This is a genomic window from Streptomyces sp. MBT53 (genome assembly GCF_016654115.1).
Lineage (GTDB): Bacteria > Actinomycetota > Actinomycetes > Streptomycetales > Streptomycetaceae > Streptomyces.
In genome coordinates, this window is the sequence record NZ_JAEQAZ010000004.1 from 1 (window position 1) to 19338 (window position 19338).

The 19338-nt window shown below is 69.4% G+C and carries 21 protein-coding genes, 4 pseudogenes and 1 riboswitch; of the genes and pseudogenes, 7 read left to right on the plus strand and 18 right to left on the minus strand.

What is annotated here, in order from left to right; all coding sequences use genetic code 11:
• The 8 genes and pseudogenes from JHN45_RS02475 to JHN45_RS52735 all read right to left on the minus strand — a co-directional run.
• Positions 1-114, minus strand: a pseudogene (locus tag JHN45_RS02475) (sugar ABC transporter ATP-binding protein); the annotation flags it as partial.
• Positions 115-119: 5 nt separating this feature from the next.
• A complete protein-coding gene (locus JHN45_RS02480; protein ID WP_201047788.1) occupies positions 120-1196 on the minus strand; it encodes an ABC transporter permease in 1077 nt (358 codons plus the stop codon).
• Positions 1196-2200 (minus strand): sugar ABC transporter substrate-binding protein, encoded by a 1005-nt coding sequence (locus tag JHN45_RS02485; protein ID WP_201047789.1) that lies wholly within the window; start codon positions 2198-2200, stop codon positions 1196-1198. The genes JHN45_RS02480 and JHN45_RS02485 overlap by 1 nt, the downstream gene beginning before the upstream one ends.
• A gap of 511 nt (positions 2201-2711) precedes the next feature.
• Positions 2712-3578: a sugar phosphate isomerase/epimerase family protein gene (locus tag JHN45_RS02490; protein ID WP_201047790.1), complete on the minus strand. Its 867-nt coding sequence runs from the start codon at positions 3576-3578 to the stop codon at positions 2712-2714.
• Complete coding sequence (locus JHN45_RS02495; protein WP_201047791.1) at positions 3575-4591, minus strand: Gfo/Idh/MocA family protein; 1017 nt, start codon at positions 4589-4591, stop codon at positions 3575-3577. The genes JHN45_RS02490 and JHN45_RS02495 overlap by 4 nt, the downstream gene beginning before the upstream one ends.
• 201 nt (positions 4592-4792) lie before the next feature.
• Positions 4793-5743 (minus strand): TIM barrel protein, encoded by a 951-nt coding sequence (locus JHN45_RS02500; protein ID WP_201047792.1) that lies wholly within the window; start codon positions 5741-5743, stop codon positions 4793-4795.
• A 39-nt stretch (positions 5744-5782) separates the two neighbouring features.
• A pseudogene (locus JHN45_RS02505) lies at positions 5783-6520 on the minus strand (aldehyde dehydrogenase family protein); the annotation flags it as partial.
• Positions 6520-6639 (minus strand): annotated as a pseudogene (locus JHN45_RS52735) (5-dehydro-2-deoxygluconokinase); the annotation flags it as partial. The pseudogenes JHN45_RS02505 and JHN45_RS52735, both read right to left, overlap by 1 nt.
• Before the next feature lie 226 nt (positions 6640-6865).
• On the opposite strand from JHN45_RS52735, the gene JHN45_RS02510 reads away from it, so the two are divergent.
• Positions 6866-7861, plus strand: a complete 996-nt coding sequence (locus tag JHN45_RS02510) for a LacI family DNA-binding transcriptional regulator (protein WP_201047793.1) — start codon at positions 6866-6868, stop codon at positions 7859-7861.
• Between the two features lie 195 nt (positions 7862-8056).
• On the opposite strand, the gene JHN45_RS02515 is transcribed toward JHN45_RS02510, so the two are convergent.
• Complete coding sequence (locus tag JHN45_RS02515; RefSeq protein ID WP_201047794.1) at positions 8057-8392, minus strand: DDE-type integrase/transposase/recombinase; 336 nt, start codon at positions 8390-8392, stop codon at positions 8057-8059.
• On the opposite strand from JHN45_RS02515, the gene JHN45_RS52740 reads away from it, so the two are divergent.
• Positions 8391-8606: a hypothetical protein gene (locus tag JHN45_RS52740; protein ID WP_236583182.1), complete on the plus strand. Its 216-nt coding sequence runs from the start codon at positions 8391-8393 to the stop codon at positions 8604-8606. The two genes, JHN45_RS02515 and JHN45_RS52740, sit on opposite strands and share 2 nt — an antisense overlap.
• Here JHN45_RS52740 and JHN45_RS54610 read toward each other — a convergent pair.
• Positions 8549-8665: pseudogene (locus tag JHN45_RS54610) on the minus strand (transposase); the annotation flags it as partial. The gene JHN45_RS52740 and the pseudogene JHN45_RS54610 sit on opposite strands and share 58 nt — an antisense overlap.
• 58 nt (positions 8666-8723) lie before the next feature.
• Positions 8724-8942 (minus strand): transposase, encoded by a 219-nt coding sequence (locus JHN45_RS02525; protein WP_236583183.1) that lies wholly within the window; start codon positions 8940-8942, stop codon positions 8724-8726.
• A gap of 157 nt (positions 8943-9099) precedes the next feature.
• Here JHN45_RS02525 and JHN45_RS02530 point away from each other — a divergent pair, with 157 nt between their 5' ends.
• The 3 genes from JHN45_RS02530 (at position 9100) to JHN45_RS02540 (ending at position 12275) form a co-directional block, all read left to right on the plus strand.
• Positions 9100-10857, plus strand: coding sequence for a histidine kinase (locus JHN45_RS02530; protein ID WP_307783025.1), 1758 nt, complete (start codon positions 9100-9102; stop codon positions 10855-10857).
• 31 nt (positions 10858-10888) lie between these two features.
• Positions 10889-11545 carry a response regulator transcription factor gene (locus JHN45_RS02535; RefSeq protein WP_201047796.1) on the plus strand — a complete coding sequence of 219 codons (657 nt, stop codon included), beginning with the start codon at positions 10889-10891 and terminating at the stop codon, positions 11543-11545.
• A 226-nt stretch (positions 11546-11771) separates the two neighbouring features.
• A complete protein-coding gene (locus tag JHN45_RS02540; protein ID WP_201047797.1) occupies positions 11772-12275 on the plus strand; it encodes a GNAT family N-acetyltransferase in 504 nt (167 codons plus the stop codon).
• On the opposite strand, the gene JHN45_RS02545 is transcribed toward JHN45_RS02540, so the two are convergent.
• The 5 genes from JHN45_RS02545 to JHN45_RS02565 all read right to left on the minus strand — a co-directional run bounded on the left by JHN45_RS02545 (position 12259) and on the right by JHN45_RS02565 (position 16150).
• Positions 12259-13326 (minus strand): P1 family peptidase, encoded by a 1068-nt coding sequence (locus tag JHN45_RS02545; RefSeq protein ID WP_201047798.1) that lies wholly within the window; start codon positions 13324-13326, stop codon positions 12259-12261. The two genes, JHN45_RS02540 and JHN45_RS02545, sit on opposite strands and share 17 nt — an antisense overlap.
• 66 nt (positions 13327-13392) lie before the next feature.
• Positions 13393-14391, minus strand: coding sequence for a type I glyceraldehyde-3-phosphate dehydrogenase (gene gap, locus JHN45_RS02550; RefSeq protein WP_200708485.1), 999 nt, complete (start codon positions 14389-14391; stop codon positions 13393-13395).
• A 130-nt stretch (positions 14392-14521) separates the two neighbouring features.
• Positions 14522-15478 carry a GlxA family transcriptional regulator gene (locus JHN45_RS02555; RefSeq protein WP_201047799.1) on the minus strand — a complete coding sequence of 319 codons (957 nt, stop codon included), beginning with the start codon at positions 15476-15478 and terminating at the stop codon, positions 14522-14524.
• Between the two features lie 58 nt (positions 15479-15536).
• The gene (locus JHN45_RS02560; protein WP_019075518.1) at positions 15537-15914 is read right to left on the minus strand and encodes a hypothetical protein; all 378 of its coding nucleotides are present in this window, start codon (positions 15912-15914) and stop codon (positions 15537-15539) included.
• The gene (locus JHN45_RS02565; protein ID WP_201047800.1) at positions 15914-16150 is read right to left on the minus strand and encodes a hypothetical protein; all 237 of its coding nucleotides are present in this window, start codon (positions 16148-16150) and stop codon (positions 15914-15916) included. Before JHN45_RS02565 ends, JHN45_RS02560 begins: the two co-directional genes overlap by 1 nt.
• Before the next feature lie 87 nt (positions 16151-16237).
• Here JHN45_RS02565 and JHN45_RS02570 point away from each other — a divergent pair, with 87 nt between their 5' ends.
• Together JHN45_RS02570 and JHN45_RS02575 are read left to right on the plus strand one after the other, a co-directional pair.
• Entirely contained in the window at positions 16238-17017 is a 780-nt protein-coding gene (locus tag JHN45_RS02570; protein WP_201047801.1) for an SDR family NAD(P)-dependent oxidoreductase, read from the plus strand.
• A gap of 88 nt (positions 17018-17105) precedes the next feature.
• Positions 17106-17909, plus strand: a complete 804-nt coding sequence (locus tag JHN45_RS02575; RefSeq protein ID WP_201047802.1) for an SAM-dependent methyltransferase — start codon at positions 17106-17108, stop codon at positions 17907-17909.
• 52 nt (positions 17910-17961) lie between these two features.
• On the opposite strand, the gene JHN45_RS02580 is transcribed toward JHN45_RS02575, so the two are convergent.
• Entirely contained in the window at positions 17962-18828 is an 867-nt protein-coding gene (locus JHN45_RS02580) for a CbtA family protein (protein ID WP_201047803.1), read from the minus strand.
• A gap of 36 nt (positions 18829-18864) precedes the next feature.
• Positions 18865-19080, minus strand: coding sequence for a CbtB domain-containing protein (locus JHN45_RS02585; protein WP_043260168.1), 216 nt, complete (start codon positions 19078-19080; stop codon positions 18865-18867).
• A gap of 57 nt (positions 19081-19137) precedes the next feature.
• Positions 19138-19211, minus strand: a riboswitch (cobalamin riboswitch).
• Positions 19212-19338: the final 127 nt, after the last annotated feature.

Below are 19338 nucleotides of genomic sequence, written 5' to 3' on the forward strand. Positions count from 1 at the left end.
GACATTGCCGTAGGACTTGCCCGCGTTGCGGAGCTGGACGAGGGGGTGGTCCCCGTCCGTGGGCGGCGTGTCGGTCAGGATCGCACCGTGGGTGCCGGTCGTGTTGTCGGTCATCGAGGTCACCTCCGGGTCGCGGTGCGCTGCACCCACAGATTGATCATGACGGCGCCCAGGAGCATCACGCCCAGGAACGCCTTGAACCAGTCGGGGTTCCAGCCGGCGTAGACGATGCCCTGCTGGACCATGCCGAACATGAACGCCCCGAACACCGGGCCGATCGCGGAGCCGGCACCACCGGTCAGCAGACAGCCGCCGATGACGGCCGCGGAGATGTAGATCAGCTCCTGCCCGACACCTTCGCCGGACTGCACGGTGTTGAAGGAGAACAGCTGGTGCATGCCGATGAACCAGGCGCCGAAGCCGACCAGCATGAACAGCGAGATCTTCGTGAACGCCACGGGCACACCGACGGCCCGTGCCGAGTCCTTGTTGCCGCCGACCGCGAAGATCCAGTTGCCGTACTTCGTGCGCAGCAGCACCCAGGTCGCGATCGCCGCGAACACCAGCCAGTAGATGATGGTGATCTTGACGTTGACGCCGCCGACGTCGAACGAGGACGCGAAGACCTTCTTGGCCTGGTCGAAGCCGTCCATGTTGCTGATGTCGTCGGTGGCGACGTTGCCGGTGACCAGCTTGGTGACGGCGAGGTTGACGCCCTGGAGGATCAGGAAGCTGCCCAGGGTGACCAGGAAGCTCGGCAGCCCGGTCTTGACGACCATCCAGCCGTTGAGGAAACCGATCCCCAGCGACACCAGCAGCGCGACGATCACACCGACCCACACGTTCATGGTGAGTTGGTAGCTGAGCATGCTCGCGGTCAGCGCGGAGGTGATGACCGCGACACCGGCGGAGAGGTCGAACTCCCCGCCGATCATCAGCAGTGCCACCGGCAGGGCCATGATCCCGATGGTCGACGAACTGTAGAGAATGTTCGCCATCGAGGCGCCGTCCCGCACGGGCGGAGCGGCGATCAGGAAGAACACGTACACCGCTGCCGCGCCGAGGAAGACACCCACCTCCGGGCGCGCCAACAGCCTTAGCGCCAGGGGCCGTTCGGAGGTCCGGCCGTCCGTCGTCCTGAGGCCGGAGGCCGGCGGTGAGGTCACCGCCGGCTCGGCGTGCTGGGTCATGCTCATCACCGAGTCCCGTTGGCGGCGAACTTGGCGACGGTGTCGACGTTGGTCTTGTCGATGAAGGCCGGCCCGGTGAGGACGGGCGCGGTGCCGCCGCCGCTGAAGTTGCCGTTGGTCTTGTAGAGCCACAGAGAGTCGACCGCCAAGTAGCCCTGAAGGTAAGGCTGCTGGTCGACCGCGAACTCGACCTTGCCGTCCTGGACGGCCTTGACCAGCTCCTGGTTGAGGTCGAAGGTGGCGAGCTTGGCCTTGCTGCCCGAGTCGGACAACGACTGGATCCCCGTCAGCGCGATCGGGGCGCCGAGGGTGACCACCTGGTCGATGGACTTGTCCTGGGTGAGCTTGGCGGTGACCGTCGACTTCACCGACGGCATGTCGGTGCCGTTGACATAGAGGATGTCCGTCTTGCCGCTGAAGCCCTTCTTCAGGCCGGCGCAGCGGGCCTCCAGCGCGACCTGCCCCTGTTCCTGGATGACACACAGGGCGTGCTTGGCGCCGAGTTGGTTCAGGCGCTGGCCGAAGGCCTGCCCGGCGATGTTCTCGTCCTGGCCGAAGTACTCCAGCATGCCTAGCTTCTTCCAGTCGCTGACACCGGAGTTGAAGCCGACGACCGGGATGCCGGCCGCTCTGGCCTTGGCCACCACGTCCTTCATGGCGTCGGGCTTGGCGGCGGTCAGGGCGATGCCGTCGACTTTCTGGTCGATGGCGTTCTGGACCAGGTTGGCCTGGTTGCCCGCGCTGGGGTCGGAGGAGTAGACGAGCTTGATGTTGTCCTTGGCGGCCGCGGCCTGGGCACCTTTGCGGACGAGGTCCCAGAAGGTGTCGCCGGGCGAAGCGTGGGTGACCATGGCCACCGTCATGCGGGGCGTACTGGCCTTGCCCGCGGAGGCCGCCGCGCCGTTGTCCTCGGACTTCTTGCCGCCGGAGCTGCTGGAGCAGCCGGCGGCGAAGAGGGCGCCGGCCATCAGGGTGGCGGTCAGAGCGGCGGCTCGGTGGTTTCTGTGCATGTCCCTTGCACCTCACTGTGCTGATCAGGGTGGGAATGGAGTTCCGGCCTCGCCGAAAGAGCTCTGTTCGGCCCGGGGAGGCGGGCGAGCGGTTCGGGGATGCCGTGTACGGCGGGGAGGTGGTGTCTGCGGCAGCCGTGGGTGTGTGCCGGTTCTCGCTTTCTAGAGCGCGTTACTAGCGCGCTCTAGTGAACGAACTATTGAACGCCCCAGGGGCGATGTCAATAGATTTGTCAGGACGTATCGACAAGATGTACAGCGCTCCCCCGAGGCGTCCATCGCACGCAGGACCGCCTCGTCCGCGACTCGTCGCCGACTGCGGGGACGTGGCCGGGCCGTGCGGGACCTCGGGCCGCAGATACCTCGCTGCCCGCGGTGAAGGTACTGGGCATGGGCGAGGTCCGGCACGGTCGATGTCCGTGCCGACAAGCGCTGTTGACCGGGGTATGACGGGGAGTCTGCGCCGCCCGGGTCACGGCGCCGCTGCGCTCTTGGGGTACGTACGTCTTCGCTACGCGGTGAGTTCCTTGGTGATGCGGTCGAGCATGAACGTCGAGGACTCGCGGGCGCGTTCCTCCCAGGCGAAGACGCAGGCGGTGGCCACGCCGTCGAAGTCGAGTTCGCGGAGGGTGCCGAAGAAGGCGTCCCAGTCGACCTCGCCCTGACCGATGTCGAGGTGCTGGTGGACGCGGGCGGTGGTGCCGGGCGGGTTGAGGATGTAGCGCAGGCCGGAGGAGCCCTTGTGGTTGAAGGAGTCGGCGATGTGGACGTGTTGGAGCTTGTCGCCGGCGTAGCGCATCATCGCCGCGATGTCGCCAGCGGGATCAGCCCCCGACAGGTGGAAGGAGTGCGGGGCGCAGTACAGGTAGTTCACCCAGGGCTTGTTGACGGCACGGACGAGATCGACGGCGGGGGTGTTCTCCTCGCAGAAGTCGTCGGGGTGCGCCTCCAGGTTGAGGGCGATGCCCTCCCGCTCGAAGAGGGGCAGCAGTTCCTCCAGCGAGCGCCAGAACGCCGCCTCGCTGTCGGCCGCTCGCTCGGGGCGGCCGTTGAACTCCGAGTTCATCAGCGGACATTCGAGGTCGGCGGTGATCTCGATCATCCGCTTCCAGTAACGGACAGCGGCCTGTCGCTCCGTCTCGTCCGGGGACGACCACTTGTAGAGCGGGAGCACGGAGGAGAGCTGGACGCCGTACGTGCGCAGGGAGTTCTTCAGTTCCGCCACACGCTCGTCGTCCGCCCGCGGGTGCAGGAAGAACGGCATGAAGTCGTCGCGCGGCGACAACTCGATGTATTCGTAGCCGAGTTCGGCGACCGTGCGCACCATGTCGTCGATGGGCAGGGCGCGGAACATGTAGGGGTCGAGGGCGATCTTCACGCGGCACCTCCGTAGAAGGCGGGTCGGGGCTTGAGGTCGGTGGCGACGACGGTGCCTGTCTCCAGGGCCTCGACGGTCGCGCTGGTGATGACGGTGGCCGCGTAGCCGTCCCACGCCGAGGGGCCGGTGGGTTCGGTGCCGGCGGCGATGCCCGCGATCCACTCGCGGAACTCCGTGTCGAAGGCGTCCGCGAAGCGGCCCACCCAGTCCGTGAGCACCTCCGTGCTGTGCGCTCCCGCGGTGCGCAGGCCGACGGCGGCCGGGTCGGGCAGGCGGACGAGTCCCTCCTCGCCCACCGCCTCGCAGTGGATGTCGTAGCCGTACTGGCAGTTGACGAAGACCTCCAGGTCGATGCGGACGCCCTTGGCGGTCTCGAAGAGCATGATCTGCGGGTCCTTGAGGTGGGCGAACCGCCTGCTCGTGGCGCGCGGGGTGACCACTTGGGTGGAGATGATCTCGTCGTCGAGCAGCCAGCGCAGTACGTCCACCTCGTGCACGGCCGTGTCCAGGGCGGCCATGGCGGAGGTGTACGACTCGGGGACGGTCGGGTTGCGGTGGGCGCAGTGCACGATCAGCGGTGCGCCGATGCGGCCCGAGTCGATGATCTGCTTCAACTGCCGGTATCCGGCGTCGTATCGGCGCATGAAGCCGACCTGGACCAGGCGGCGGCCGTGCGCCTGCTCGGCCTCGATGATCTTCAGGCAGTCCTCGGCCGTGGTGGCCAGCGGCTTCTCGCAGAACACCGGTTTCCCGGCGGCTATCGCGGTCAGCACGTGCTCGGCGTGAGTGGGACCCCAGGACGTCACGAGGACCGCGTCGACGTCGTCCGCCGCGATGAGGGTCGCGCCGTCGGACAGCACGCGGGCACCGACCGGTGCCGCTGCGTCCTCGGCGCGGGCGGGGTCAATGTCGGTGACCGCGGTGACACGGGCACCCGGGACGGTGTCGGTGAGGCGCCGGATGTGTTCTTTGCCGATCCAGCCGGCGCCGATGACTCCTACACGTACGGTCATGATCGTTCCTTCATGGGGATCAGAGGGAGGCCGAAGGGGGCCAAGGGAAACGCGCCCGGCGTGGCATCAGGCAGGAGCGCGTCGGTGACCGGGGCCAGGCCGAGGTCGTCGCTCCTCTGGGGCAGGGCGCCGTTGATGACTCGGTTGTCGTAGCTGAAGCGGAGTCCGCCGAAGGTGGCGATGACGGTGATGGGCCGCCGTCTACCGGCTGGTGTTCGGGCGTCGCACTCCGGTCAGACCGCAACCGGCCAGGTGCTCACGCGTACTCACCGCGATGGGCAGTGGTACGTCGGGCGCGCACGGGTAGAGGTCTTGCTCGACGATCACGAACAACTCGGCGTCCAGCCGGGCGAGTTCGGCAACCACGTCGGCGGGGTTCGGCACGCCGGCCGGGGGCGACACGCACACCCCGCGTCTGACGGCCTCCCCGAAGAAGAGGTCCTCGGCCGCGACCTGGGCGAGGATCTCCGGGTCCATCTGCTTGATGTGGACGTAGCCGACACGCTCACCGAAGCGGCGGATCAGGTCGAGGTTGTCGCCGCCGCCGTAGGCCACGTGCCCGGTGTCCAGGCACAGGTTGGTGTAACGGCTGTCGGACTCGTTCAGCAGCCGCTCGATCTCTGGCTGGGTCTGGATGTGGCTGTCGGCGTGCGGGTGGATGACGAGCCGTACGTCGTACTCGTCCAGCAGCAGCTTGCCCAGTCGGTCGGCGTTGTGGCCGAAGCCCGCCCACTGCTGGGCGGTCAGCTCCGGGGACTCGGTGAACGCGCCGGTCTTCTCGTCCCGGTACATGGGCGGGATGAGGACGAGGTGGTGCGCTCCCGCGGCCGCGGTCAGCGTGGCGACCTGACGGACGTGGGCGAGCATCTCGTCCCACGCCTCGGGGCGGTGCAGCGCGCCGAAGGCGGTACCGCCGGAGACCTGGAGCCCGCGGGACTCCAGTTCTTCCTTCAGTCGCTGCGGATCGGTCGGGAGATAGCCGTAGGGCCCGAGTTCGAGCCACTCGTAGCCGGCCTCGGCCAGCTCGTCGAGGAAGCGGGTGTACGACACCTGGTGCTCGTCCTCGGGAAACCAGACGCCCCAGGAGTCGGGGGCGGATCCCAGGCACAGGTTGCCCGCGATGGTGCGGAGGGAGGATGGCGCCGTTGCCATGACGTGCTCCTTCGGGGAGAGGAACGGAGAGGGCGGTATTCAGCTGGAGGTGGGGAAGTCGAAGCCGGCGGCGGTGTGCTGCTGGGCCGGCTGGGGCCAGCGGGTGGTGACGACCTTGGGGCGGGTGTAGAAGCGGATGCCGTCGGGGCCGTGGACGGCGGAATCGCCGATGAGGGAGTCCTTCCAGCCGCCGAGGGAGTAGTACGACATGGGGACCGGGACGGGGACGTTGATGCCGATCATTCCGACCTTGACGGCGCGCTGGAAGCGGCGGGCGGCTTCGCCGGAGGCGGTGAAGAGGGCGGTGCCGTTGCCGTAGGGGTTGGCGTCGATGAGGTCGATGGCCTGGTCGAGGGTGTCGACGCGGATGATCGCGAGGACCGGCCCGAACAGTTCTTGCTGATAGGCGTCCATGGCGGTGGTGACGTGGTCCAGGAGGGAGGGGCCGGTGAAGAAGCCGTCCTCGTGGCCGTCGATCTTGAGGCCGCGGCCGTCGACAACGCCGGTGGCACCCTGCGTGACGGCGGTGGTGACAGCGTTCTCGACCCGCTCCTGGGCGGCCTTGGTGACGAGGGGGCGCATTTCGGTGCCGGGCGCGTTTCCGGGGCCCACCTTCACCTCGCGGGCCTTGCGCTCCGGCGCCTCGACCAGTCCGTCGGCCGCCGAGCCCACCGCCACGGCCACGGAGACCGCCATGCAGCGCTCGCCGGCCGAGCCGTAGGCACCCGCCGTGATGTGGTTGGCGGCGAACTCCAGGTCGGCGTCGGGCAGGACCCGTTCGTCGGGCTGCCACCGAGGGACTTGCCGAACGAGGTGACCTCCGCCAGTCCCACGCCCGTCCGGAGCGGATACACGTCCACTCCCACGCGGCCGATGGTCAGCACGTCGAACGGCATCACGCTGGGATTCCTTTCGTTCCGGAGACTCCGGGGAACTGCCACGCAAGTCTTGCTGTCGCGCGCTACTAGCGCGCTCTAGTGCAGTACGATGACCCCTGTCCAAATGTCATGTCAATAGCCTGGTGCCGGGAGATTTCCAGATCGCCGCCAGACAGGCCCTAAGGTGGGCGACGTCGGAGGGTGGGGTCACAGGGTGGACGGATCGGGCAAGCAGCGGCCCACGATGACGGACGTCGCGGCGAAGGCTGGCGTCTCGCGGGCGCTCGTCTCCATCGTGTTCCGCAACCAGCCGGGCGCCAGTGAGGAAACCCGGCAGCGGGTGCTGCGAGTCGCCGACGAGATCGGCTATCGGCCCGACAGCGCGGCCCGGCTGCTCGCACGCGGTCGCAGCCGCACGCTCGGCGTGATGTTCACCGTGCAGCAGACCTTCCACACGAACCTGATCGAGGGCATCTACCCCGAGGCCGAACGCCTCGGCTACGAGGTCCTGCTGTCCGGCGCGACCCAGGGCCGCAGCGAGGAGAAGGCCGTCGAGGCGCTCCTCAGTCACCGCTGCGAGGCGGTGATCCTGCTCGGCTCCTTCGCGGAGCCCGCCTTCCTCGACGAGTTGGGGCGCCGTACGGTCGCCGTCTCCGTGAGCCGCCGGGTCGCGCACGCGCACGTGGACTTCGTGCACTCCGCCGAGGGCAAGGGCATCCGTCAGGCGATGGACCACCTCGTCGAACTGGGGCACCGCCGGATCGTGCACATCGACGGCGGCCGGGGCCCCGGCTCGGCCGAGCGGCGGCGCGCCTACCGGGCCGAGATGCGCCGCAACGGCCTGGAGTCCGAGGTGCGGGTCATCCCCGGCGAGCACACCGAGCAGTCCGGCATCGAGACCGGCGCTCTCCTGGCGGCGGAACGCGAGCAGGGACGGCCGCTACCGACGGCGGTCCTCGCGGGCAACGACCGCAGCGCGATGGGCCTGCTGATGTCCCTGACCCGAGCCGGCATCGAGGTGCCGCGCGACCTGTCCGTCGTCGGATACGACGACAGCCACCTCTCCCACCTGATGCCGATCGGCCTGACCACCGTGCGCCAGGACGCGGCACTCATGGCCGAACATGCGGTGCGGTTCGCCGTGGAACGGCTGGCGGACCCCGAACGGGACCCACGCGAGGCGGTGTTGGACCCGAAGCTGGTGGTGCGGGGAACCAGCGGGCCGCCACCGGTGGGCTGAGTAGGTGCCGCTGTCGGGGATCTTGCAGGTCCTCGGTGAGGCTGGCCCAGTAGTCGTGTTCGCAGTCGATATGGCTCTTCCAGCCGCAAACGCTTTGCAGCCGACGGGCGTTGTGGAAGGCGGTGATCCAAGTCGCGATCCGGACGCGGGCCTCGGTGCGTGTGGCGAAGGTGTGCCGGTGGATTTACTCGACCTTCAGCACGCTGTTGAACGCCTCGCTGACGGCCTTGTCGAAACACGGACCGACCCGGCCCATGGACTGGAAGACGCCCAGCCGGCGACAGGCCCGGCGGAACCTCCGAGATCAGAGTGTTGCGACGACCAGTTGAATCCACCCTCGCTGCCGCGGTCCGTGTGGAAGATGACAGCGCGCACGTCCCCGCCGCGGGTCGCCACGGCCATGTGCAGAGCGGCGACGACCAGTTCGGCATCGTGACGGGCACCCATCGCACAGCCCAGCAGGCGGCGGGAGAACAGATCGATGACCGTGGCCAGGTACAGCTTGCCCTCACCGGTTTCGATCTCCGTCATGTCCCCGCACCAGACCAGGTCGGGCGCCTCGGTGGTGAAGTCGCGGAGCACGACGTCCGGGGCGGCCGGCCGTTCGCCCGGCCGGGTCAGCCCTCGCCGTCTGCGCACCTTCCGCGCGATCAGGCCGGACTCGGACATGATCTTCGCAATGGTGTTCACCGAGACCCGCCAGCCCTGCCTCATCAGCTGGATCCAGATCTTCGGCGAGCCGTAGGTGCCACCGGAGCCGTCGAACTCCTCCTTGACCGCGTCCGTCAGGTGCTGTCTGCGCAGCTCACTCCGGGTCCGCCACGGCTGCTACACCCACAGGACCATGCAGCGTTTGAGGACATCACGCTCCATGACCAGATGCTTGTTGTCCCCCTTGAGCTGGGCGTTCTCCCGCCGCAACCGCCCGACGGGCGCGGGAGACCCAGCTCGCCAGGGTCTCGTTGATCCCCAGGTCCTCGGCGACCTCCGCGATCGTCCTACCGGTCTCCGGGACGATCCGTACCGCCCCCTCACGGAACTCCGGATCGAACTTCCGTCGCTTCTCCAGGATGACTCCCAACTTCCCCTGCAGTCACGGTCTTCACGCTACGAGGGGAGGGACATGGACAACACATGCCCGAGCCCGCCGCTCACTCGGACCGCCGTACGACTTTGGTCGCTCGTGGTCGCGACGAACGGAGGCTGTGCGCGCGGGCGGTGATGTCTACCGTTGGCGCGTGGACGTGAAGACGAAGGCGCGCGAGGTCCGGAAGCAGTTGGGGGCGGCACATCTGTGGTCCCGGCGGCAGATCGTCGGCGAGACGGTGCTGGCTCTGGTACTGGGCCTGTTCGCGATGCTGAGTTTCGCCGACGCGGGTACACCGCGGATGATCGCGGCGGCGGTGACCGCCGTGGTGCTCTCGCTGCTGCGACGGTCCTTCCCGGCGACCGTGCTGGTTCTCACTGGTGCGATCGCCGGTGCGCTCGGCACCTTCGGGGTCGTACTGATGGCCGCGAGCTGGTCGGCGGGGGCGCGGATCGAGGCGCCGCGACGGGCACTCGCGCTGTTCGGGACCGCGTTCGTCCTCTTCACGGGGCTGTCCGTCAGCCAAGCGCCCTTCAACCTGTTGGCGGCGCAGACACTGGTGTTCACCGCGCTCGCGTTCCTGGCGACGACGGTCGTGCCCGGTCTCACCAGTCGCTACCGCGCGCAGCGGCGCAGGCTGGTGCACGCGCTGCACGAGCACAACGCGCAACTGCTGCGCGAACGCGAGATCATCGCGTCCCACGCGCGCCTGCGTGAGCGGCAGCGCATCGCGCAGGACATGCACGACAGCCTCGGTCACCAACTGGCGCTGATAGCCGTCCACACGGGCGCCCTGGAGGTGGACCGGGACCTGACGGAGGGCCAGCGCGAGGTGGTGGGCGTCCTGCGGGAGGCGTCCGTGGCCGCGATGCACGAGCTGCGCGAGGCCGTCGGCATCCTGCACGACGGCACACCGGACCGGGCCCGGGAACACGAGCCCGACCCGGAGCCCGCGGCCAGGGGTGTGGCGGGGATAACCGACCTGGTGGCGGCGTCGCGAGGCGTGCATTCGGCCGTGGAGCTACGGAGGGTGGGCGAGGCACGGCCATTGACCCCCGCCGCCGATCACGCGGCGTACCGGATCGTGCAGGAGGCGCTGACCAATGCCCTGAAGCACGCGCCGGGGGCCGCGATCGCCGTGGAGTTGCGGTACGAGCCGGACTCCCTGGTGGTCGAGGTCGCCAACGGGCCGATACCCGTGGCGGCCGGCGGCGGACGGCACACCGTGGTCAGCGGCGGGCAGGGCCTCACCGGCCTTCAGGAGCGGGCCCGGCTGGTCGGTGGCATGGTGCATACGGGCTCCACGGCCGAGGGCGGGTTCCGGGTCGCGGGCGTGCTGCCGTACGGCCCCCCGCCGCGCACGCCGGGCGGGGACCAGCGGCGAGCGGACTCGGCACGGAAAGGAACGACGTTCGTCGATGGGGCGAACGACTTCCGGGGGCAGAGCGAAGGGGTGGTGCCCGGCGACGGTGGTGCGGACATCGACTGGTCCGGCGCGCCGGACAGGCAGAAGGAGTTCGACATCGCCATGGGACGCAAGGGGAAAGGCATTGTGATCGGATGCGGTGCCGCAGTGGTGGCCTTCCTGGTTCTCGGAGTGCTGGCCGTCGTGCTGGTCGTCAACCTGGTGGAGAAGGAGTCCGACAAGCTCATGCTCGAGCCGTCCGTCTACAACTCCGTGAAGGTCGGAGACACCGAGACGGCGGTGCGTGACAGGTTGCCGCACGGTAAGTCGTTCCTGGCCGGGGCCATAGACGACGACCGGACACCCGCCGTGCCGCAGGGGGCGACGTGCGCGACCTACCTGTCGACGGAGGACTGGCCGAACGAGGGGGACAAGATGCCTGCCTACCGCTTCTGCTTCAAGGACGGCAAACTGATCGAGAAAAAGGCCTACTTGGTCAAGTAGCAGCCATCGCCGCACGTCCTGCAGGAGAGTCGTGATCAGAGTCCTCGTCGCGGATGACGAACCGCTCATCCGGGCGGGCATCAGGATGATCCTCACCTCCGCCGACGACATCGACGTCGTGGCGGAGGCGGCCAACGGCCGCGAGGCCGTCGACCTGGTCCGCGCCCACTCCGTCGACGTGGCACTGCTGGACATACAGATGCCCGTGCTGGACGGCTTGTCCGCACTGGCCGAGCTGCGGCGAGCGGCACCGGCCGTACGACCGCTGATCCTGACGACGTTCGGCGAGCGGGAGAACGTACTGCGTGCGCTGAGCCAGGGGGGCGCCGGGTTCCTGCTGAAGGACTCGGCGCCGGCCGAGCTGATCCAGGCGGTGCGGGCGGCTGCGGCCGGGGACGCGTATCTGTCGCCGGCCGCCACCCGCCATGTGGTCGACTCGCTCGCCTCGGGGCAGTCCGCGGCGCGCCGCGCGGAGGCGCGGCGGCGGCTGGAGACACTGAGCACCCGCGAACTGGAGGTGCTCGCACTGCTTGGCGAGGGCCTGTCGAACGCCGACGCGGGCGAGCGGATCCATGTGAGCGAGGCGACGGTGAAGACGTACGTCAGCCGGATCCTGACGAAGCTGCGGTGCGAGAACCGGGTACAGGCGGCGCTGCTCGCGCGGGACGCGGGACTGGAGCCCGGCTGAGGCTCCGGCCCCGCGGTCATCGGGGGTCATGGGTGGTCCTGGGTGCTCAACGACTGCCCGGGCGGACTCCCAAACACCGGGTCGGTGCGACCGAGCCCGCGGAGATCCTCGTCCGGGAGCTGCACGCGACCTTCGAACCCGGTGCGGTCCGGCCGGTCGACCCCGGTGTGATCCGCGTCAGAAAGCGACTTGCCGCGCCGGCGGCCCGCCTGGGTAGAGTCGGGCGGTGCCCGAGTTGCAGCGGCTGCGCGCCGATCATGCCCCGGCGGTCCTGGCCTTCGAGTTGGCGAACCGCGCTTACTTCGCCGCCTCCGTCACCGACCGCGGCGACAGCTACTTCGAGCGCTTCTCCGACCGGTACGACGCCCTGCTGGCCGAGCAGGAAGCCGGGATCTGCGCCTTCCACGTACTCGTCGACGAGGACGGCTCGGTCCTCGGCAGGTTCAATCTCTTCGACCTCGTCGAGGGCGGCAGCGCCGACCTCGGCTACCGGGTGGCACAGCACGTAGCCGGGCAGGGTGTGGCCACCGCGACCGTCGAGGAACTGTGCCGGCTGGCGGCGTCACGGCACGGTCTGCGTATGCTCCGGGCGGCCACCTCGGACGAGAACATCGCGTCCCAGAAGGTGCTGGCCAAGGCCGGGTTCGTCCCGGTCGGCCGCGCGCTCCCGTCCGAGATCGGTGGCAAGCAGGGCACGTGGTACGAGCGCACCCTCACCCCAGCAGACTGAGCAGCGCTGTCGCGGGCAGCGGCCAACGGGTGTGCCCGCGCGGCCCGGTCACCCGGGTCGCGGTGAGCAGTGAGTTCAGGACCGCCTCTTCCACGGCGTCCAGCACCGCGCCGAAGAGGACATCGAGCCCGGCGTCGGGCACCACCGCCGGTCCGGCGGGCGTGCCCAGAGGACGGGTGCCGAACGCGAGGCCGTAGTCGCCGCTGCCGTGGCCGTAACCCGCACCGACCCGGGCCAGCGCGTAGACGGCTCGGCGGGCGAGCCGGGTCAGTTGGCGGGCGTCGAGGGGCGCGTCGGTCGCGACCACGACCATGCAGGAGCCGGTCTCCGAACCGGAATCGGACTCCTCGGCGGGGACGCCCACGTCTGCGGGAGTGACCGTACGGCCGCGTACTCGCAGGATGCCGGCGAAGTTGGCCTGCACCAGCACACCGAGCGTCGTCTCCCGGCCCGCGAGCGGTACGCGTCGCGACGAGGTGCCGATGCCGGCCTTGAAGCCGAGCGCGGTCATGCCGGTGCCCGCGCCGACCGAGCCCTCGGCGACCGGCCCGGCGGACGCGGAGTCGAGTGCGGCGCGGACGTGTTCCTCGCGGACCGGACGCGACCGGATGTCGGACAGCAGACCGTCGTTGCACTCCCCCACCACGGGGTTCACACTCCGGGCGTCCGCTCCCTCGGGCCGTTCCAGGACCCAGCCGACGAGAGCGTCGGCGACCCGGAAGGCGGACAGCGTCGAGGTGAGCAGCACCGGGGTCTCCAGCGCGCCGAGTTCGGCGAGCTGCGTGGTGCCGAGGAGCTTGCCGTAGCCGTTGCCCGCGAACACCCCTGCGGGCAACGGGCTTGCGGGGCCCACTCCTTCGGGCACGATCGCGGTGACGCCGCTGTGCACGTGCGGCGGGCGGATCAGTGTGGTGTGCCCGACCCTGATCCCGGGCACGTCCGTGACCGCGTTGTGCGTCCCCGTGGGCAAGTCGCCGATACCGAGCCCGAGTTCACGGGCTCGGCGGAGGACGGCGGGCGCGCGCGGAACGGGGCGGGGCGACTCGGACATGGCCAGACACTACGGCAGCACGGGTCACACCGGCGGACGAAGGTCACCCGCCCCGCGTTGTCGTTGTCAGCCGGCGGCGAGGAGTTCCAGGGTGTCGATCACCCGGTTGGAGAAGCCCCACTCGTTGTCGTACCAGGCGACGACCTTCACATGACGGCCGTCGACGCGGGTGAGGGCCGAATCGAAGATCGACGAGGCCGGGTTGCCGGTGATGTCGGAGGACACGAGTGCGTCCTCGGAGTACTCCAGGACGCCCGCGAGGGGTCCCTCGGCCGCGGTGCGGTAGGCCGCCAGCACGTCCTCGCGGGTCACGTCGCGGGAAACCGTGGTGTTGAGCTCGACGATCGAGCCCACCGGCACGGGTACCCGGATCGAGTCGCCCGACAGCTTGCCGTCGAGGTTCGGCAGGACGTGACCGATCGCCTTGGCGGCGCCGGTCGTGGTCGGCACGATGTTGACCGCGGCGGCACGGGCGCGGCGGGCGTCGCGGTGCGGGCCGTCCTGCAGGTTCTGCTCCTGCGTGTAGGCGTGCACCGTGGTCATGAAACCGTGCTCGATACCGGCGAGTTCATCGAGCACCGCGGCCAGAGGCGCCAGCGCGTTGGTCGTGCAGGAGGCGTTCGACACGACCGTGTGCGTGGCCGGGTCGTAGGCGTCGTTGTTCACCCCGAACGCGAGCGTGACGTCGGCGCCGTCCGAGGGCGCGCTGACGAGGACCTTGCGCGCACCCGCGTCGAGGTGGACGCGAGCGGCCTTGGCGGAGGTGAAACGGCCGGTGGACTCAAGGACGAGGTCGACATTCAACTCGGCCCAGGGCAGGTCCGCAGGCTCGCGCTCGGCGAGCACCTTGATACGCCGGCCGTCGACGACAAGGGTGTCCCCGTCGACGGAGACCGGGCGGCCGAGCCGGCCGGACGTCGTGTCGAAGGCGAGCAGCCGGGCCAAAGTGGCGGGCTCCGTCAGGTCGTTGACGGCGACGACTTCGAGGGTGCTGTCGCGTTCGAGCAGGGCGCGCAGCACATTGCGTCCGATGCGGCCGAATCCATTGATGGCGATGCGAGTCATAAGTGAAGTCCCTTCGGTTCCACACCAGGCTCGCGCGTGGCGACCGGCGGTGACAGTGGCGCGATCGCCACGGTTCAAAAGGATTTCGCCAAAGCCGTAGCCGAGGCGAGTAGCCGTCGCGCCGTCTCGGCTACTCCCCCTGTGCGAAGGTGCGCCGGTATTCGCTCGGTGTGGTGCCGAGCAGGCGGTGGAAGTGCAGCCGGAGGTTCGCGCCGGTGCCGAGGCCGACGTCGGCGGCGATCTGCTCGACGCTGCGCTCGGACCGTTCGAGCAGTTCGCGGGCCATGTCGATGCGGGCGCGCATGACCCACTGCATCGGCGTGTAGCCGGTCTCGTCGACGAAGCGCCGCGAGAAGGTGCGCGGCGAGACCGCGGCCTGCCGGGCCAGTGTTTCGAGGGTGAGGGGCTCGCCGAGTCGGTGCAGTGCCCACTCGCGGGTGGCGGCGAACCGTTCGCCGAGCGGCTCGGGCACACTGCGCGGCACGTACTGCGCCTGGCCGCCGCTGCGGTAGGGGGCCGCGACCAGGCGCCGGGCCGCGTGGTTGGACGCGGCCACTCCGAGGTCGCCGCGCAGGATGTGCAGGCAGAGGTCGATGCCGGAGGCGGCGCCCGCCGAGGTCAGCATGCTGCCCTCGTCGACGAACAGGACGTTCTCGTCGACTTTGACGAGCGGGTACTTGGCCGCGAGTGCCCGCGTGTAGTGCCAGTGGGTCGTCGCCCGCTTGCCGTCGAGCAGGCCGGTGGCGGCGAGCGCGAAGGCGCCGGTCGAGATCGCGGCGAGCCGTGCACCCCGGTCGTGGGCGGTGATCAGCGCGTCGAGGACGGCCTGCGGCGGGTCCTCACGGTCCGGGAACCGGTAGCCGGGGACGAAGACGATGTCGGCCCAGGTCAGCGCGTCGAGGCCGTCGGCGACGTGGTACGACAGGCCGTCGCCGCCAGTGACCAGACCGGGAGCAGCCCCGCACAGCCGCACCTCGTACGGCATGCTCGCCCGTGTCGTGAAGACCTGCGCGGGGATGCCGACGTCGAGCGGTTTGGCGCCTTCGAGGACGAGGACGGCGACACGGCGGAGGCGGGCGGCTGACACGGGTCCAGCGTACGCAGCGGTAGGGCCACCCGGGCGCGAGGACCCGGGAAGGACCAGGTCAGACCTTCCAGGAGCGCAGCTGGTCGGCGACGGCCACGACACCGACGCGGGTGTCGCGGATCTTGCGGACGAGTTCGGAGAGCGCGCCGTAGGGCGGGTCGATGCCCTCGCCGGACTGGCCCATGTACTGGGCGGCGACGAACGCTGCGTACAGACTGTTGCGGTGCGGGAGCGGCTCCAGGCGCACGATGGTGTGCATGAGCGCGGCGGCCCGCCAGGCAGCGTCCGGGTCGGCGGCGGCGAGGGTCGGCAGTTTGGTCTTGTGCCGGGCCACGGCGGCCACGAGCGCGGAGTAGTCCGAGACCGACATGTCCTCGTCGGAGAGGGCGGCCTCCTGGACGTCGAGCAGCCAGGAGACGTCGATGTACAGGTGCATCAGGCGGCCGCGGCCCCACCGCGCTCGGAGGGCGGCACCTCTTCGGGGAAGGCGTCGTCGAACTCGCCGCGCAGCCGCTCGGCCCACAAGGACGCGCCGGCGACGAACCTCCCGCGCTGCATCTCGCGGACGCCGAGGTCGTGCAGGTACTGCTTGAGGCTTTTGCCCTCGGCCGCGGCCGCGGCGCGCACTCCGTCGAGTTCCTCTTCGGTGAAGGACACATTCAGTGATGGCATGGGTCGATGGTACCTAGTTGGTGCCGCCGGTGCGAGAGGCCCGTCCCCCGGGGCCGCATCGCCGGGGCGGGCGCCTAGGCTGCGGGAATGATCTCTCGCGACTATCTCTTCGACATGTTCGCGCTGGACGGCCGGGTGGCCGTGGTGACGGGCGGCAGTTCCGGCATCGGCCGGGCGGTCGCCGGGGCGCTCGCGCGGGCGGGGGCCCAGGTCGTCGTAGTGGCCCGAAAGGAGGCTGAACTGGCCGCCACCGTCGAGGAGTTGGTGGCGGAGGGGTGCCGGGCCGCGTGGGTGAGCGGTGATCTGGGGACCCGTGACGGAGTGCGTACGGCGGCGGAGGCCGCGGCCGGAGTGTTCGGTGAGCCGGACATTCTCGTGAACAGTGCCGGGATCAACCTCCGGCCGCCGATGGGCGAGTTGGGCGAGGAAGTGTGGGACACCACGATGGCGGTGAACCTGGAGGCGCCCTACCTCCTGGGGCAGCGCTTCGGTCCGGGCATGGCCGAGCGGGGCTTCGGGCGGATCATCCACATCACCTCCCAGCAGGCGCATCGCGCGTTCGTGCAGAGCGGCGCCTACGGGGTGTCCAAGGGGGCGTTGGAGTCGCTGGCCCGGTCGCAGGCCGAGGCGTGGTCGCCGTACGGCGTCACCTGCAACACGCTGGTGCCGGGGTTCGTGATGACGCCGCTCAACGCGCGGCTGTCGGACGACCCGGAGAAGGTGGCGGCGCTGGCCGCCCGAACGATGGTCGGGCGCAACGGACTTGCCGAAGATTTCGCGGGCGCCGCGGTGTTCCTGGCGAGCCGCGCCTCCGCCTATGTCACCGGCCAGTCGGTCTTCGTGGACGGCGGGTTCTCCGTGCACTAGGCCAACACCCTGTGGATATCGCCCAGTTGGAGATCGGGTCGCGGGCGTCGTGGCACACTGCTGGCCGACGGATCACAGGAGGACCGGAATGACACCTGCCGGATTAGGTGCGGACGGCATAGACACGAGCAGACCCCAATCGGCCCGCATGTACGACTACTTCCTCGGCGGCAAGGACAACTACCCCGTCGACTGGGAAGCCGCGGAGAGGGTCATCGCCCTGTTCCCCGCTGTCCGGCACATGGCCCGGGTGAACCGTGACTTCATGCACCGGGCATCCCGGCTGCTGGCGGGGCGGGGAATCCGTCAGTTCCTCGACATCGGTACCGGGATACCCACCCGGCCCAACCTCCACCAGGTCGTCCAGGCCGTCGAGCCCGGCGCCCGCGTGGTCTACGCGGACAACGACCCGATCGTCCTCAGACATGCCGAGGCGCTGCTTCACAGCACGCCTGAGGGGAGTACGACGTACATCCAGGCCGATGTGAGAGAGCCGGCGAAGATCCTCGCGGCGGCGAAGGAGGTGCTGGACTTCGAGCAGCCGGTCGCCCTGTCCCTGGTGGCACTTCTGCATCTGGTGGCCGACGAGGACGATCCCCACGGCATCGTCGGCGAACTGGTCGCGGCACTGGCGCCCGGCAGTTACCTGGCCCTTTCCCACGCGACCGGTGACTTCGATCCCGAGACCTGGGAACGGGTCGTCGAGGTCTACCGCAGGGGCGGCACGCCCGCGCAGGTACGGTCGGGCGACGAATTCACCGCGTTCTTCACGGGACTTGAGCTTGTCGAACCGGGCATAGAACTCGCGGCGCGCTGGCATCCCGAAGCCGGGGAACAGCCGAGCGGGACCGAACGGATCCCGCTGTACGTCGGAGTCGCCCGCACGGTGTGACGCGCCGAGCGCGGTGTTCTTCTCGATCACCGCGCTCGACATGGGGAGTTGGTCACGCCGGGACGGGGTCCGGCTCCTGTGACGGGGTGGCGGCGTCCGGGCGCGCGGGCTTGAGGAGCCGTTCGGCGAGCGGGGCGAAGACGAGGCCGAGGGCCGTCCAGAGGACGAGTTGCGCGGCGACGGAGTAGAAGCGGAAGTTGAACAGCACGTCGGCCGGGAAGCCCGGGTAGACGATGGTGCCCTTCGAGTCCTTCAGCGGCAGCGGCGTCTCGGTGGCCTGGTTGCCGAAGTTGGCCTTGTTGTACGACAGATGGCCGAGCTGCGGCAGCAGCAGCATGACGATCCCGATCGCCACGACGAACGCGGCACCCGCGAGGAGACTGGCGTTCCAGTTGCCGAAGCGGGCCTGGAGCCGCTTGCCGAGATAGACGGCGCCCGCGAGGAAGGCGACGGAGCACACGACCATGATCAGGTACAGCGCGCTGCGCTGCTGGATGGTCTCCTCGTGGCCGATCGCGGGCGGGTTGGCCGGGTACTTCAGGAACGGCACCAGGTACATGCCCAGGAAGCCGCCGGCGGCGACGAGAAGCGCGAGGTTGCGGGCCCGCAGACCGCCGGTGCGGCCGAGGCAGACGGTGTAGGCGACGGCGAACAGGGCGCCCATCGCCATGCCGAAGAGGATCATGCCGGCGCCTATGCCGACGTTGGCCTGGATGGTGCGGCTGAACAGTTCGTGTTCGTGGCCCTCGACGGGCAGTCCGGCCGCCTTGTCCAGCACGTTCTGGGCGGCGTCACGGCCGCTCTCGTAGTCGATGGCCTTGCCGATCTGTGGTTCGGCGAAGATCCGCGCGAACACGAAGGCGAGCAGGCCCGCGACTGCGCCGGCGAGAACGCCGCGCAGTATGAGCTTCTTTTCCATGTCGAGTTGTCCGTACGTCCAGTTGCCGGCGGAGGGTCAGTGGCAGGGGAAGCCGAGGAAGTGGCGGGCGTCGTGGACGAACTCGTGGACGTGCATGTCGTTGCCGAACACCGACACGGCGCCCTGGTCGACGCCGACGAAGTAGTAGACGGCCAGCGCGATCAGCGCGGTGCCGACCAGCCAGACGATCGACTTCGAGATCGGCAGGACAACCGGCGTGGACACCGGACGGGATGTGGAAATGCTGCTCAAGGTGAGCCCTCCTTCGGGATCGTGCGTCCCTTGCGTGTACGGGCGAGTGAGGGTTCAGTGTCTGACTCGCCCACCACCTTCCGGCGGCGGGCTCACAGTGGCGCGACCGTGCTGGAATTCCACCAGCTTCCTTATGCCATCACTACAGGGGGAGAGTACGGCGCGGCTCTCCGGACCGTCAATCAGGCCTGTGCCGGGAGGTACGACCTGCGTACGTCACACGAGTGGCCCATCCGCGTGGCGGCGCGGACGGCGGGC

What these genes read in the sequence shown, in the direction of transcription:
- JHN45_RS02570 (WP_201047801.1), top strand. Translation starts at nt 16,238, where the DNA reads ATGATCTCTCGCGACTATCTCTTCGACATGTTCGCGCTGGACGGCCGG.
- JHN45_RS02485 (WP_201047789.1), bottom strand. Translation starts at nt 2,200, where the DNA reads ATGCACAGAAACCACCGAGCCGCCGCTCTGACCGCCACCCTGATGGCC.
- JHN45_RS02545 (WP_201047798.1), bottom strand. Translation starts at nt 13,326, where the DNA reads ATGTCCGAGTCGCCCCGCCCCGTTCCGCGCGCGCCCGCCGTCCTCCGC.
- JHN45_RS52740 (WP_236583182.1), top strand. Translation starts at nt 8,391, where the DNA reads ATGTCCCCGCACCAGACCAGGTCGGGCGCCTCGGTGGTGAAGTCGCGG.
- JHN45_RS02575 (WP_201047802.1), top strand. Translation starts at nt 17,106, where the DNA reads ATGACACCTGCCGGATTAGGTGCGGACGGCATAGACACGAGCAGACCC.
- JHN45_RS02580 (WP_201047803.1), bottom strand. Translation starts at nt 18,828, where the DNA reads ATGGAAAAGAAGCTCATACTGCGCGGCGTTCTCGCCGGCGCAGTCGCG.
- JHN45_RS02495 (WP_201047791.1), bottom strand. Translation starts at nt 4,591, where the DNA reads ATGACCGTACGTGTAGGAGTCATCGGCGCCGGCTGGATCGGCAAAGAA.
- JHN45_RS02480 (WP_201047788.1), bottom strand. Translation starts at nt 1,196, where the DNA reads ATGAGCATGACCCAGCACGCCGAGCCGGCGGTGACCTCACCGCCGGCC.
- gap (WP_200708485.1), bottom strand. Translation starts at nt 14,391, where the DNA reads ATGACTCGCATCGCCATCAATGGATTCGGCCGCATCGGACGCAATGTG.
- JHN45_RS02500 (WP_201047792.1), bottom strand. Translation starts at nt 5,743, where the DNA reads ATGGCAACGGCGCCATCCTCCCTCCGCACCATCGCGGGCAACCTGTGC.
- JHN45_RS02560 (WP_019075518.1), bottom strand. Translation starts at nt 15,914, where the DNA reads ATGCACCTGTACATCGACGTCTCCTGGCTGCTCGACGTCCAGGAGGCC.
- JHN45_RS02565 (WP_201047800.1), bottom strand. Translation starts at nt 16,150, where the DNA reads ATGCCATCACTGAATGTGTCCTTCACCGAAGAGGAACTCGACGGAGTG.
- JHN45_RS02515 (WP_201047794.1), bottom strand. Translation starts at nt 8,392, where the DNA reads ATGACGGAGATCGAAACCGGTGAGGGCAAGCTGTACCTGGCCACGGTC.
- JHN45_RS02510 (WP_201047793.1), top strand. Translation starts at nt 6,866, where the DNA reads ATGACGGACGTCGCGGCGAAGGCTGGCGTCTCGCGGGCGCTCGTCTCC.